Genomic DNA, 14,693 nt, shown 5'->3' with positions numbered 1-14,693 from the left:
GCATCGGCAAAGATACTATAAATCTCGTTTTTGTAGAATTTTATAAGATAAAATTATGAAAATTAAAATCCAAATGGAGACGATCATACAAGGCAAAAACTGCACACTATAATCTCTGGCAATTACTTCTCCACCAACAGTTGTTTCAATATTTTTAATAATGTTCAATCGGGTAAAAGGTTCTCTAATCAAGTTACTCATTGACTCTAATGGCAGAAATTGACTCAATGTTTCTGATTTATTAAGTTTAGCAAAAACATTCCATTTTAAGATGGCTTCAACAATGTTCCAAACAAATAAAAATCCTAATGCAAATGCCGATCGTTTGACTAAAATTCCTAAGAACAAACAAAAACTAAAAAAACCTACCAATTTTAAAAAGTAAGCAACTAAGTAGGAGGTGTCTTTAAAAATAATATCCGCTTCATTGTAAGAAGAAAAATTTAATCCTAAAATCAAATTCAAAACAAACATAAAGAGAGTCGAAGCTAAGGCAAAAGCAACAACAGTATAAAATTTAGAAAGAATAAATTCTTTTTTACTTAATCCGTCAATTAAGTTTTGTTTTAAAGTACCATACGAATATTCATTGGCCATCATGGAAACAATTACAATAGCTAGAAAAACTTTTAATATTGATGCCATGTAGGTATTAAAATGCCAGATAAAAGGGAAATTAAACAAACCCATATCGGCTAATCTGAAATCTATTCCAATAAATTTGAAATTGATGGAAGCAATTAAGGCTACAAAAGAAAGTAATATGAAATAGGCAATAGTTAAAATCCTACTAGCTCTATTTTTCCAAATTTTTTGAAATTCTATTTTTAATAATCGTATCATAACTGAAATTTTAAATGGAAAATGAAATGGAATTAGTTTTTTGTTAAGGCTAAAAATTGTTCTTCTAAACTAAATTTTCGTTTTACAAGGTGATTCAAAACAATTCCTTTTTGAAATAAATAACTATTTAATTCAGAAGCTTTCATAGGAGTTTTTAAATACACCAAAACTTTTCCGTCCTCTAGTGATGTTTTTTCAACAGTAGCTAATTGCGATACTACTTCAGTTAAATAGTTTAAATTTTCAGACTGAAGTTCAAAAAAACCTTCGTTAGACATGATGCCGTCAACTTTTCCGGAATAAAGCATTTTCCCTTTTTGTAAAACCAATACGTGTGAACACACTTTTTCCACTTCATCCAAAAGATGTGAGGCCAACAATATTGTTGTGCCACGTAAAGCGATTAATTTAATAATATCTCTTATTTGTCTGATTCCCTGAGGGTCTAAACCATTTGTAGGTTCGTCAAGTATTAATATTTCCGGATCGTTTAACAATGCAGATGCAATTGCTAAACGTTGTTTCATTCCTAAAGAAAAGGTTTTGAATTTACTGTTCTTGCGATCAAGTAATCCTACTAATTCCAGCTTTTCGTCAATTTTTGATTCCGAAATTTCCTTGATATTGCAAACCAATTTCAAGTTTTCATAAGCCGTCATGTATGGATAGAAATTGGGACGTTCAATAATGGCTCCCACTTTTTTTAAGGCTTCATGTGTTTCCAATTTGCCTCCAAACCATTTGTATTCACCCGAAGTTTTATTGACTACATTGAGTATAATTCCAAGTGTGGTAGATTTTCCACTGCCGTTCGGACCTAAAATCCCATAAACATTTCCTTTATTAATTTCTAAAGATAAATTGTTTACAGCGTGTAAAACACCAAATTTTTTATTGAGATTGGTTATAGTAAGAATCGTTTCCAATAGTATAAATTTTGTAGTTATTAAGTAAGACTTCTAAACTATAAAATTGTTACTGAAAAACATGATTATTTAAGAATTTATGAAACGTCTTCTTTGAAAAAGTAATTCTAAGGTTGCATTAATTTCTTTTAATTCAGGCGTAAGTTGAATTAACCGACCTCTAGTATCTTCTGTCATTTGTTTGCCACAGCATTTACAGGAGTATTCACTAAAATGATTTGTAATTTTTCGGGTCTCACGATATCGATGACCAATTATTGAACAAATGAAGTTGGATGCGTGTGTTTCTTGTTTGGTTTGGTTAAGTTTCATAATTCTTTAAATTTGAGGTGTTTAAAGATATTAAAATATAGATAAAAAGCATAAAAAAATCGACAAAAGACATAAAAAAATTAAAAATATACAAAAATTCTTATTTTTAATAAAAACTCAATTTTTCAAAATTAAATACTCATAATTGTTTAAAGTAACAGAATTTTCTAAGGTAATTGGAGAATTAGTTTGTGTATTTATCCAGTTGGTATTTTGTAAAATTGTTGGAAGTGAATGTGTTACAGAATAATTTCTCACATTAATTATCACCAACAGTTCTTCATTATTACTTGTTTTTTTGAAACAAATAGCGTCATTTGTAGAAAGATTAGTGAGCATACCTTTTCGAGCTGCATTTGAGTTGGTATATGCTGACATCATTTTTTTATAGTCAATAAGCATATCAGGATTTGTATTCCAGTCAATTGCTGAATTTGAGAAAAAAGGAAGCGTATTCTGTCTTCCCACTTCTTGACCGGAATAGAACAATGGAACACCACCCATAAATATAGTGGCAACTGAAGCCGCTAATGCTCCTTTTTTTTCGTTAAATAAAGTCATTGGAGTGGCATCCCAAGCTGATTCATCGTGATTGGTAGTAAATCGTAAGATATGTTTATTTGCAGCAACATTTGTATAATCAGAAAGATGTGTACCATGAAGGTTATTTGCTGATTCACCATTCCAAACATTCTTAAGTTTGCTGTAGTAATTCCAACCAAAGTTAAGATTGAAACCAGCAAAAAAATGGTCGGATCGATTTCCTTCTGCCAAAAATAATAAACTTCTGTTGGGGGTTAATTTCAATTTGTTTATTGCTTGATTCCAAAATGAAAACGGTACCCCATCAGCATAATCACATCTAAAGCCATCAATGTTTGCTTCTAAAATCCAATATTGCATGGCATCAATCATGGCTAAACGCATATCAGAATTGTCAAAATTTAAATCAGCAACATCTGTCCAATTTGTTCCTGGCGGATGAACAATATTTCCTGCATTATTCTTTGTATACCAATCTGTATTTTGAATCCATGGATTATCCCATGATGTGTGATTGGCAACCCAATCTAATATAACAGCCATTCCACGATTGTGAGCTTCTGTAGTTAAAGTTCTTACATCTTCTAAAGTTCCATATTCTGTTCCAACACCTTTATAATCTTTAACACAATACGGAGAGTTGATGCCATTTAAAATACCAACAGGGTGAATGGGCATCAACCAAATTACATTAACTCCTAAGGCTTTAATTTCATCTAATCGTGATGTTACGCCTTGCAAATTTCCATTAGCACTAAAAGCTCGTAAATTAACTTCATACATTACAACGTCATCGGTTGCAGGCATGTTTGCAAAAGGAGTTCCATACTGAACATAACCAATAGGATTAGTTGGTTCCGGTGTTGTAGATGTTTCTTTACTGCAAGAAATAGATACAATTAGTAGAATAACAATTGAAAAGAAGTGTGATAATTTCATGTAGAATTTTTTAATGAAGATAGAAAAATAAAGTTGTTACATTCTGTCCTGCAAATTTTTAATCTCATCCCTCAATTTAGCCGCTTCAATAAAATTCAGTTCTTTCGCAGCTTTTTCCATCATTTTACGGAGGTCGCGGATTTTCTTTTCGATTTCCGGCTTGGTGAGGTATAAACTTTCCGGTTCTGCAGCTTTTAATACTTTGTCTTCATAATATTGAGTGGAAACCGAATTACCACTCAATGCATTACCCAAACTTTTGTTCAAGGCTTTTGGCAATAAACCATGAAGTGTATTATAAGCAATTTGCTTTTCGCGACGGTAATTGGTTTCATCAATAGTTTTTTGCATACTATTCGTGATTTTATCGGCATACATAATAGCTTTTCCGTTTACGTTTCGAGCGGCTCTACCAACAGTTTGTGTAAGCGAGCGATGACTACGAAGAAAGCCTTCTTTGTCTGCATCCAAAATCGCAACTAAAGAAACTTCGGGTAAGTCCAATCCTTCACGGAGTAAATTCACACCAATTAAAACATCAAACAAACCTTTACGTAAATCTTGCATGATTTCCACGCGTTCGAGGGTGTCAACATCAGAATGAATATAACGGCATCGGATGGAAACCTTGGTTAAATATTTTGTCAGTTCTTCCGCCATTCGTTTGGTTAACGTAGTCACTAAAACACGTTCGTCGGCTTCGCAACGAAGTTGGATTTCTTCGATTAAATCGTCAATTTGGTTTAAACTCGGACGAATTTCTATAATTGGATCTAACAATCCGGTGGGACGAATGACTTGTTCTACATAAATGCCTTCGCTTTTTTGTAATTCGTAATCAGCCGGAGTGGCAGAAACGTAGATAACTTGGTTTTGTAAAGCTTCAAATTCTTCAAACTTTAACGGACGATTATCCATTGCTGCCGGTAGACGGAATCCGAATTCAACGAGGTTTTCTTTTCGGCTTCGGTCGCCACCATACATAGCATGAACTTGTGAAATAGTAACGTGACTTTCATCCACCACCATTAAAAAATCTTGGGGAAAATAATCTAACAAACAAAAAGGTCGGGTTCCGGGTTGACGACCATCTAAATATCGTGAATAATTTTCGATTCCCGAACAGTAGCCTAATTCCCGAATCATTTCTAAATCGAAATTGGTTCGCTCTTCCAAACGTTTGGCCTCTAAATGTTTGCCAATTTCTTTGAAATAATCCACTTGTTTGACCAAATCTTGTTGTATTTCCCATATTGCACCTTGCAACACATCAGGAGAAGTTACAAACATGTTGGCAGGATAAATATTTAATTTTGAGTATCGTTCGATTACTTTGGATGTTTTCGTGTCGAAGGCTTCAATTTCTTCTATTTCATCTCCAAAGAAATGTACGCGAAACGGATCATCGGCATAACTTGGAAAAATTTCAACAATATCGCCTTTGATTCTGAAAGTTCCCGGAGTGAATTCTGCTTCAGTTCGTGAGTACAAACTTTGGACTAAACGGTGTAATAATTTGGTTCTAGAAATAACTTCACCTCGATCAATTGAAATCACATTTTTTTGAAATTCTACCGGGTTTCCGATACCATATAAACACGAAACGGAAGCCACGACCAACACATCTCTTCTGCCGGAAAGTAAGGCAGAAGTGGTGCTAAGACGAAGTTTTTCCAATTCGTCATTTATGGATAAATCTTTTTCTATATAGGTTCCGGTAACCGGAATATAGGCTTCGGGTTGATAATAATCGTAATAGGAAACAAAATACTGCACGGAATTATTCGGAAAAAATTGCTTGAATTCGGAGTATAATTGTGCCGCAAGTGTTTTGTTGTGAGCTAAAACTAAGGTTGGTTTTTCAACTTTTTCAATAACGTTGGCAACAGTAAATGTCTTTCCCGAACCGGTAACACCCAATAAGGTTTGGTACTTTTCGCCATTCAAGATGCCGTTGGCTAATTTATCAATGGCTTGTGGTTGATCGCCTGTAGGTATGTAATCTGAGATGACTTGGAATTTCATTTTTTTGAGGGGCTGAGATGCTGAGGTTCTGAGTTGCTAAGGTTTTAAAGAGAGAGTTTAATTCAATGCTTTTTACAAAGTTACGAAAAAAACGTTTTGTTTTATTCTGAGGTAAACTTCCAATCTTTCTGTTGCTTTTCGCTTAAAAACGTCCAAGCAACTAAACGACTAATTTTTTGACCTTGATTCATTTCAATGGTTTTGATGGTGGCCGCTTCCACTTTGTTTAGTGTTTTATAAATACTTTTCAGATGGTCTTTTTTAGATACTAAATTTGTAAACCAAAAGCATTGCTTTGGATATTTGACACTTTCATAGATCATTTGGGTGATGAAAGCGAGTTCGCCTCCTTCGCACCAAAGTTCATTGTTTTGACCGCCGAAATTTAAAACCGGAATGGTTGTTTTTTGATGAGTTAAATTAGACACTTTTCGGGCGGCACTTTTCGCAGCTTCTTCTTTGGAATCGTGGAAGGGCGGATTGCAAATGGTAAACGCAAATTTATCTTCGGGCTGAATAATGTCTTTAAAAATATAACGAGAATTGATTTGTTGTTGCAAACTAATGACATCGGTTAGATGCGGATTTTTTTCAATAATTGCTATACAATTTTCAAGAGCATTGGCATCAATATCTGTGGCCACAAAGCTCCAATCATATTCGGCATTTCCTAAAATGGGGTAGATGCAATTGGCACCCACACCAATATCCAAGCCCATAATGTTATTTCCGGTAGGAATTATGTTTTGATTGACTTCTGCTAATAAGTCGGCAATATGATGAATATAATCAGCTCTTCCGGGAATGGGAGGGCAAAGATAATCTTCAGGTAAATCCCAATCTAAAATCCCGTAATACGATTTGAGTAAAGCTTTATTTAGTGTTTTAACGGCTAACGGATTGCTAAAATCGATGGTTTCAATTTCGTGTTCGTTTGTATAAATAAACGGTTTTAATTCAGGAGATTTAACTACTAAAACGTCAAAATCATAACGAGAGCGATGCTTGTTTCTTGGGTGTAATGAATTTTTTTCGCTATTTGGATTATTTTTCAAGGTATAAATTGTGTAAAAGATAAATTTACATAATTTTTAATGAATTCAAGCTTTTAATCCCAACATTCCATTAAAATTAAATCTCCTTCCAGGTGTTCAATACTTACGATTCCGTCCTCGGTAACATGATTACTGCTTCCGATTCGATAACCAATTTGTAAGGAATCGTTTTGTAAAGGATAAAATAAATTTTGGGAATGAATGCCGTGCACAACTCCAATCGGGATTAAAGAAATAACGGTATTTTTTGGATACCATTTTTCGTATTTTTTTGGTAAATGAAATATTTTAGAATGATCGTCAAACAAGACAATTTTCAATTTTTCTCTGAACTTTACAATGGAAGTGATATTGGTGATGGTGTGATCGGCTCTTTTTCCGGTAGCCCAAACCACGTTAACGGCTAGAATATTTCGTTCGACCAAATAGTCGAAGGCCTTTTCTAAATCGGTTTTATTTTGGTCAGGCGTGTGAACAATTTCAAGCGGATACTGAACTTCTTTGTAATAATTAGCGTCAAAATTGTGGTCAAAATCACCCAACAACACATCTACTTTAATACCAAGTTCCATCACACGACTAATGGCTGAATCTAATACAATGACAATGGGTGACCATTCTAATAATTGGCCAAGAAGTTCTTCGCTACAGGATGCTCCGTTGGCTATAATTAAAGCAGGTTCTTGATCGTCTTTGACTATGTGGTGTGATGACATTGTTTAATGTATTGAATATAAAAAGATAAAGAACACAGATTTAAGAAATTTAAAAAATATTTAAAATAAAAATAGGACAAATTTTAAATCACATTTTATTATATTCTCAAGTTTTTAAAATCAGTGTTCCAAAAAATAATTTTGAAATTACTGAATAACATATTCCTTGACTTCCGTTTCTCCCAGTCTAAAAAAGCCTAATGCAAAATTACTAAAGTTAGTTTGGTTTACAATATTTCCTCGAACTGTTGAGGTAGGTGTACTAAAAGGTCCTGCACTTGTTGTTCCGGCTTGAGCCAATAGAATATTCATATAATTATAATAGTTTTGTGAAACGCCACTCATGGTAAAAGTAACCGTATCGGTAGGTTTGAATTTATCACTAAAATACAAACCAAACATTTCGTTGTTTTGAAAGAATCGGTCTTCCAGAATGCCGTATTCCGGAATAACTTTGTAAGGATCAATAATTCCTAAAAAGTAAAAATTAGTTTCATCAGGAATGTCATTAAAAAAGAATTTTACTTCGGTTGCATTACCTAATATTCCTGCATTGTCTCTTTGTTCTATTCTAGTGACTTCAGGAGTTGCAAGTAATTTTTCTATAGCAGTATAAATTTGTCCTTGATGCATGATGGTTAATGTATACGTTTCATTTAACATTGGGACAAAATTTTCACAAATATAAATTCCCGGGGTATCAATTTGAATAAAATCAAAATCAATACCTGAACTATTTGTAACAGTCACAATTGCATCTGTAACCGCCGGAATTTCCCCAGCAAAATAACCTGTTGTGGTTGATAATCTAATTATTTGAACGTTGCCGGGTGTGTTTTTAACCCAATTTATAGAGGCTTCCACAACCAATCTTGGTGGGGCTGTGTTCAAATCAACATCAATTACTTTTTCGCAACTGAATGTTAGTAATGCCACCAAAAAGAATAAAGTATATCTAATAGCTTTCATCTTTTTAAAATTTAAAATTATATGTTACACTTGGAACAATTCCGAAAATAGACAATTGGATGGCTTCATTTCTAGCGGTTTGATTATTTTGACGAAAAGTGATGGATGCAGCATTTTCGCGGTTATAAATATTATAAAAACCAAAAACCCATTCCGCTTGCCAGGTTCTTTGTTTGTTTTTGGTAGGTGTCAAAGTTGCCGAAACATCCAATCTGTGATAGGTTGGTAAGCGGTCTTCGTTTCGGGTAGAATAATTGGGAATTGTAATCCCTAAATATTCATATTGACCATTTGGAAAGGTGACAGGTTGACCGGTTTGCAAGGAAAAATTAGCTCCAAAACGCCATTTTTCATTCAATTTATAATTTCCGACAACTGAAATATCATTGAGTTTATCGAATCCGGTTTTATACCAATTTCCGTTGTTTATTCCTGTTTCTTCAGGTGTTCTGCCCACAACTTGTTGTTCGGTTCTTGCTAAAGTATAAGCCAGCCAACCATTAAATCGACCCACATTTTTTCGGAATAAAACTTCCAATCCGTAGGCTCGACCTCGTCCGTTTAAAACCACTCGCTCGATGGCTTCGTTGGCAATTAGATTGGCACCATCAATATAATCAACACGGTCCTTGATGCTTTTATAATAAGTTTCCACTTCTAAAGAATAATCATCATTTTTAAAATTTTGAAAATAACCAATGGCATATTGATCTAATAATTGCGGTTTCAAAAAGTTATCACTCGGAGCCCAAACATCCAAAGGAGTAGGGGACTGCGTGTTTGAAATCAAATGCAAATACTGACTCATGCGATTGTAACTCGCTTTGATGGATTGATTATCGTTCAATGCATACGAAACCGAAAATCGGGGTTCAAAATTGTTAAAACTGGCAATGGTTTCATTTTTCCCATAGGAAACGGTTCCAATAGGAGTGGCACTTTCATAGACTTGAAAATCTGAATTAAAAGTTACAGCTTGATTGTTTTCATACACGTTTAGAGTTTGCTCTCCTAAACGCAAAAAATTACTATAACGAATGCCATAAGAAACGGTAAGTTTTTCACTCAACTGATGTTCAGCATCAAAATATAAAGCAGATTCCAACGCATATTTTTTATCAAGTTGGTCTTCGTTTATACCGGAATCCGGCCGGCTGGGTTCAATTTTACCGGGATTAAAATTGTAGTAAATACTGTTTACACCATAGGTCAGTTTTAATTTGTCACTTAAATAGTGTTTGAAATCATATCTGAAGTTATAGTTTTTAATGCCACTATTCCATTCAAAACCAACAAAATCAAGTTCTAAACCGTAGTAATAATCAGAATATATAAACGACATATTGCTGAATAATTTATCTGAAAACAAATGATTCCATCGCAAATTCAACACTGTATTTCCGTAGGTATTCACAAACGTATTGTTCAAAGTAAAAACATCACGACCAAAATAACCTGAAAAGTAAATGTTATTATTGTCATTTATTTTGTAACTCAATTTGGTATTCAAATCATAAAAATAGGCAGAATTATCAATGTCGGTGAGTTTCAAAAAAAGATGAGCATAGGTTCCTCTTCCGGCAACTAAAAAAGAACCTCGGTCTTTCACAATCGGTCCTTCAGCAAGTAGTCTACTGGAAATTATTCCAATACCTCCATTCATGTGAAAATCTTTACTGTTTCCTTCTTTTTGATAAATATCCAAAACGGAGGATAATCTCCCGCCATAACGAGCCGGAATACCACCTTTGTATAATTTTAAATCTTTGATGGCATCGGGATTAAAAACAGAGAACAAACCAAATAAATGCGATGAATTGTAAATGGTTGCTTCATCCAATAAAATCAAATTCTGGTCAGCACCACCACCTCTAACGTTGAATCCGGATTGCCCTTCGCCGGCACTGGTAACACCCGGCAAAGTAAACAACGATTTAACGATATCAACTTCGCCTAACAAAACAGGCATTTCTTTGATTTCCTGAATGGAAAGTTTGTTCACACTCATTTCAGGTTTTCTGATTTCCGATTTAACTTTTCGGTCCGTAACAATAACTTCATTTAACTGTTGGCTGTTTTCCAAGAGTGAAAAATTCTTTCGAATATTTTTATCCAACACGATATTCTCTTCAATCGTTGCAAAACCCACATAACTAATTTGCAGCGTATATTCGCCTTTTGGCAGTGAAATGGAGTAAAAACCATATTCATTTGTAGTAGCACCTGTTTTTAATTCCGGAATGATAATATTGACCCCAATTAATGTTTCATTATTTTTTTGGTCCATAATTGTTCCACTGACAGTAAATTTTTCTTGAGCTGAAAGAGTTAATAACCCTGCTATAAATAGAAGCAATGAAAAACTTGTTTTGTTGAAAAACATAACCTTTTATTTTTAACAAAATTGACAAATTTTTTTCAGAAAATTTATACATCAGTTGTTAAAGTAGGGTTAATAAAAAAAGAGACAATCTTTTTGAAAGTCTCTTTTTTTGAAAAGAAATTTTATTTTTTAATTCAACTTCGCTAAAACAGCATTTAAAGTCTCACTCGGACGCATCGCTTTTTCTAATAATTTAAAATCAGGTTTATAATAACCACCGATTTCTTGTTTTTTGCCTTGCGAACCAATTAATTCTTCATTGATTTTAGCTTCATTTTCAGTTAATTCTTTGGCAATAGGAGTGAAGAGCGTTTTTAACTCAGCATCTTTATTTTGTTCAGTCAACGCTTGAGACCAATATAGAGCTAAATAAAAATGCGAACCTCTATTATCAATCTGACCTACTTTTCGGGCAGGCGATTTATCGGTTTCTAAGAATTTTTCGGTAGCCAAATCTAATGTTTCTGAAAGAACCAATGCTTTTGCATTATTCAACGACTGCCCTAAATGTTCTAGAGAAACGCCAAGAGCTAAAAATTCACCCAATGAATCCCAACGCAAATAGCCTTCTTCGATAAATTGTTCTACGTGCTTTGGAGCAGATCCACCGGCACCGGTTTCAAATAAGCCACCGCCATTCATAAGCGGAACGATAGATAACATTTTAGCTGAAGTGCCTACTTCCAAAATCGGAAACAAATCGGTTAGGTAATCACGTAACACGTTTCCGGTAACAGATATGGTGTCTAATCCTTTGATGATTCTTTCTAAGGTAAAAGTAGTCGCATCAACCGGATTTAAAATTCGAATGTCTAATCCGCTTGTGTCGTGGTTTTTTAAATATGAATTTACTTTTTCAACAATTTGTCTGTCGTGAGCTCTGTTTTCATCCAACCAAAAAACAGCAGGCGTGTTGGATAATCTTGCACGGTTTACGGCTAATTTCACCCAATCTTGAATAGGAGCATCTTTCACTTGACACATTCTGAAAATATCGCCTTTTTCAACGGCTTGTTGCATCAACACAGCACCTTCACCATTGATCACTTTTACAGTTCCATACTCATCCATTTGAAAGGTTTTATCGTGTGAACCATATTCTTCCGCAGCTTGAGCCATCAAACCAACGTTAGGAACACTTCCCATGGTTTTTGGATCAAAAGCTCCGTTTTTTTTACAAAAATCAATCGTAGCGGTATAAACTCCGGCATAACATCTATCCGGAATAATCGCTTTAGTATCTTGAGGTTTTCCTGCGGCATTCCACATTTGTCCTGAAGTTCGAATCATTGCCGGCATTGAAGCATCTACAATCACGTCGGAAGGAACGTGAAGGTTGGTAATTCCTTTATCAGAATTTACCATTGCAATAGCCGGTCCTTTTGCCATAGCTTCCGTTAAAGCAGCTTCCACTTCGGCTTGTTTTGGATGACCGGAAATTTTATCATACACATCACCTAAACCATTTTTAGTGTTTACACCTAGTTCTTTAAACAAATCGGCATATTTTTCAAAAACAGCTGCAAAGAAAACATCCACAATAGCTCCAAAAATAATTGGATCGGAAACTTTCATCATGGTTGCTTTTAAATGCACGGAAAACAAAACGCCTTTTGCTTTGGCATCTTCAATTTCATTTGAAATGAATTTTTTCAAAGCATTGATGTTCATCACAGAACTGTCAATAATTTCACCAGCTTTTAAAGGCGTAGAATCTTTTAAAGTTTTAGTTGAACCGTCTTTTGCTTCAAAAACAATTTTAAATGTTCCCGCTTCTAGGATTGCTACTGATTGTTCGCTTCCATAAAAGTCACCTTCATTCATGTGAGCCACATGTGTTTTGGAATCGCTACTCCAGGCTCCCATACTGTGAGGATGTTTACGAGCGTAATTTTTAACAGCTTTTGGTGCACGACGATCAGAGTTTCCTTCACGTAAAACAGGATTAACAGCAGAACCTAAAACTTTTGCAAATTTAGCTTTGATGATTTTTTCTTCTTCGGTTTGTGGATTTTCAACAAAATCAGGAATGGCATATCCTAATTTTTGTAGTTCTATAATTGCTTCTTTTAATTGAGGAACAGAAGCAGATATGTTAGGTAGTTTGATGATATTAGCTTCCGGAGTGGTTGCCAATTGACCTAATTCTAATAAATCATTATTGATGCGTTGGTCTTCTTTTAAATAGTCAGCAAAATTGGCTATGATTCTTCCTGCTAAAGAGATGTCTCTGGTTTCTACTGAAATATTTGCAGGAGCAGTAAAGGCTTTAACAATTGGTAATAAGGAATGAGTGGCAAGCATAGGAGCTTCATCCGTAATTGTATAAATAATCTTGGATTTTGACATGATGTGTGTTTGTTTGTTTTTGTTTTGTAAGCTATTCTGAAAAAATCAGGATTACAAAGATAAGAAAATCATAACTATTTTATAAACTATGCATTCACGAAATCGATTGAATTGTAGATATGTCAATCAAATCATTTTAAAATAGTAATTTAATAATTTAAGCATTGATTTTTGACAATACTTAAAAATATTTGATGAGAATTTGGTTTTATTATTTGAAGAACCAAATAAAAAAATCCCGCTCTGAATTTCAGAACGGGACTTTTTATGAGTAGAAAGTTGATTATCTTCTTCTTTCTTTGATTTTTGCTTTTTTACCAGTAAGGTCTCTGAAGTAGAAAATACGAGCTCTTCTAACTTTACCTCTTTGGTTCAATTCAATTTTTTGAAGAGCAGGCATGTTAACCGGGAAAATTCTTTCCACTCCAACAGCACCTGACATTTTACGGATTGTAAAGGTTTCAGTTGCACCAGAACCTCTTCTTTGGATTACAACTCCTTTGAAGAACTGTGTTCTTGTTTTTTCACCCTCTTTAATTTCATAATAAACAGTGATAGTATCACCAGCTCCGAATTCCGGAAAGTCTTTTTTTGTAACAAATTCGTCTTGAACGAATTTCATTAAATCTGCCATAACAATTAAGTTAAAATAGTGATTATCAGAACAACGTACACGATTTTCGTCAGAGGTTGGTCCAATTGTGGGTGCAAATTTACAATTTATTTTGAAATCAACATTAAATAGGTAGTTTTTTTAATCAAAATATTTAGGGTCGTGTTTTTTAATTATTAAAAAGGATTGAAAATTATCTAAAAAACTTGTAGTTTCATTTTGCTTTTTGGTGAATGAATACTATTGAAATAGTTTGATTAAAAAAAAATATTGATATAATTTGAGATATTTGATGCAGCATTGTCATTAATAAAATTGATAAAACTGCTTCCAATAATAGCTCCTTTCTGATGTTTGGTTGCTTGTTGAAAGGTAGTCTTGTTTGAAATTCCAAAGCCAATGATTTGAGGGTTTTTTAATTTCAAAGATGCAATTCGTTCAAAATAGTTTTCTTGAACTTCATTAAATCCGGATTGATTTCCGGTGACAGTTGATGAACTAACTAGATAGATAAAACTGTCTGAAATGGCATCAATTTTTAAAATTCGTTCTTCGGAAGTTTGTGGTGTAATTAAAAAAATGTTCTTTAAGTCATACTTTTCAAACAGTTCTTTGTACTCCGATTCATAGATTTCTAAAGGCAAATCCGGAATAATCAAGCCGTCAACACCCACTTCTTGGCATTTTTGACAGAACTTTTCCACGCCAAATTGCATCATCGGATTAAAATAACCCATAATAATCAACGGAATTTCAACGCTTTCGCGAATGTTTGTTAGTTGTTGAAACAAAAGTTCAGTTGTCATTCCGTTTTGCAACGCTTGTGAAGAACTCGCTTGTATGGTTGGTCCATCGGCTAACGGATCACTAAATGGCAATCCGATTTCAATCATATCGACACCACTTTTTTCCAATTCAGTTATGATTACTTTAGTATCATTTAAATTCGGATAACCTGCTGTAAAATAAATGGATAACAGTTTTTTGTCTTCTTGCAATTTTTTATTTATTCGATTCATT

Annotated in this window: 12 protein-coding genes; all 12 read right to left on the bottom strand. The window is 34.0% G+C overall.

The genetic code is table 11. The features are described 5' to 3' along the window. Positions 1 to 15 precede the first annotated feature (15 nt). The 12 genes from B3L86_RS02075 to trpA all read right to left on the bottom strand — a co-directional run bounded on the left by B3L86_RS02075 (position 16) and on the right by trpA (position 14,692). Positions 16 to 843 (bottom strand): ABC transporter permease, encoded by an 828-nt coding sequence (locus B3L86_RS02075; RefSeq protein ID WP_291114545.1) that lies wholly within the window; start codon positions 841 to 843, stop codon positions 16 to 18. 32 nt (positions 844 to 875) lie between these two features. Further along, positions 876 to 1,769, bottom strand: a complete 894-nt coding sequence (locus B3L86_RS02070; protein WP_291114542.1) for an ABC transporter ATP-binding protein — start codon at positions 1,767 to 1,769, stop codon at positions 876 to 878. Positions 1,770 to 1,838: 69 nt separating this feature from the next. Next, positions 1,839 to 2,081, bottom strand: coding sequence for a hypothetical protein (locus B3L86_RS02065; RefSeq protein ID WP_291114539.1), 243 nt, complete (start codon positions 2,079 to 2,081; stop codon positions 1,839 to 1,841). Between the two features lie 117 nt (positions 2,082 to 2,198). Next, positions 2,199 to 3,563, bottom strand: coding sequence for an alpha-amylase family glycosyl hydrolase (locus tag B3L86_RS02060; RefSeq protein WP_291114536.1), 1,365 nt, complete (start codon positions 3,561 to 3,563; stop codon positions 2,199 to 2,201). Between the two features lie 36 nt (positions 3,564 to 3,599). Next, entirely contained in the window at positions 3,600 to 5,588 is a 1,989-nt protein-coding gene (uvrB, locus tag B3L86_RS02055; protein WP_291114533.1) for an excinuclease ABC subunit UvrB, read from the bottom strand. Between the two features lie 101 nt (positions 5,589 to 5,689). Further along, positions 5,690 to 6,643 (bottom strand): 23S rRNA (adenine(1618)-N(6))-methyltransferase RlmF, encoded by a 954-nt coding sequence (gene rlmF, locus B3L86_RS02050; RefSeq protein ID WP_291114531.1) that lies wholly within the window; start codon positions 6,641 to 6,643, stop codon positions 5,690 to 5,692. 53 nt (positions 6,644 to 6,696) lie between these two features. After that, complete coding sequence (locus B3L86_RS02045) at positions 6,697 to 7,359, bottom strand: thiamine diphosphokinase (RefSeq protein ID WP_291114528.1); 663 nt, start codon at positions 7,357 to 7,359, stop codon at positions 6,697 to 6,699. Positions 7,360 to 7,506: 147 nt separating this feature from the next. After that, a complete protein-coding gene (locus B3L86_RS02040; protein WP_291114525.1) occupies positions 7,507 to 8,328 on the bottom strand; it encodes a DUF4249 domain-containing protein in 822 nt (273 codons plus the stop codon). A 4-nt stretch (positions 8,329 to 8,332) separates the two neighbouring features. Next, positions 8,333 to 10,711: a TonB-dependent receptor gene (locus B3L86_RS02035; protein ID WP_291114522.1), complete on the bottom strand. Its 2,379-nt coding sequence runs from the start codon at positions 10,709 to 10,711 to the stop codon at positions 8,333 to 8,335. A 129-nt stretch (positions 10,712 to 10,840) separates the two neighbouring features. After that, positions 10,841 to 13,063 carry an NADP-dependent isocitrate dehydrogenase gene (locus B3L86_RS02030; protein WP_291114571.1) on the bottom strand — a complete coding sequence of 741 codons (2,223 nt, stop codon included), beginning with the start codon at positions 13,061 to 13,063 and terminating at the stop codon, positions 10,841 to 10,843. Between the two features lie 280 nt (positions 13,064 to 13,343). Continuing rightward, on the bottom strand, positions 13,344 to 13,694 hold the full coding sequence (rplS, locus tag B3L86_RS02025) for a 50S ribosomal protein L19 (RefSeq protein ID WP_291114519.1): 351 nt from the start codon (positions 13,692 to 13,694) through the stop codon (positions 13,344 to 13,346). Between the two features lie 236 nt (positions 13,695 to 13,930). Beyond that, entirely contained in the window at positions 13,931 to 14,692 is a 762-nt protein-coding gene (gene trpA / locus B3L86_RS02020; RefSeq protein WP_291114516.1) for a tryptophan synthase subunit alpha, read from the bottom strand. Between the last annotated feature and the right edge of the window lies 1 nt (position 14,693).

Origin of the sequence: Flavobacterium sp. UBA6135, assembly GCF_002428305.1 — a bacterium.
Lineage (GTDB): Bacteria > Bacteroidota > Bacteroidia > Flavobacteriales > Flavobacteriaceae > Flavobacterium.
The sequence above is the reverse complement of the archived record's forward strand: the minus strand, read 5'-3'. Positions and strand labels throughout refer to the sequence as shown.

Excerpts from the sequence above, each read along its gene's own strand:
- B3L86_RS02075 (WP_291114545.1), bottom strand. The coding sequence starts at position 843 with ATGATACGATTATTAAAAATAGAATTTCAAAAAATTTGGAAAAATAGA.
- B3L86_RS02065 (WP_291114539.1), bottom strand. The coding sequence starts at position 2,081 with ATGAAACTTAACCAAACCAAACAAGAAACACACGCATCCAACTTCATT.
- B3L86_RS02060 (WP_291114536.1), bottom strand. The coding sequence starts at position 3,563 with ATGAAATTATCACACTTCTTTTCAATTGTTATTCTACTAATTGTATCT.
- uvrB (WP_291114533.1), bottom strand. The coding sequence starts at position 5,588 with ATGAAATTCCAAGTCATCTCAGATTACATACCTACAGGCGATCAACCA.
- B3L86_RS02045 (WP_291114528.1), bottom strand. The coding sequence starts at position 7,359 with ATGTCATCACACCACATAGTCAAAGACGATCAAGAACCTGCTTTAATT.
- B3L86_RS02040 (WP_291114525.1), bottom strand. The coding sequence starts at position 8,328 with ATGAAAGCTATTAGATATACTTTATTCTTTTTGGTGGCATTACTAACA.
- B3L86_RS02035 (WP_291114522.1), bottom strand. The coding sequence starts at position 10,711 with ATGTTTTTCAACAAAACAAGTTTTTCATTGCTTCTATTTATAGCAGGG.
- rplS (WP_291114519.1), bottom strand. The coding sequence starts at position 13,694 with ATGGCAGATTTAATGAAATTCGTTCAAGACGAATTTGTTACAAAAAAA.
- trpA (WP_291114516.1), bottom strand. The coding sequence starts at position 14,692 with ATGAATCGAATAAATAAAAAATTGCAAGAAGACAAAAAACTGTTATCC.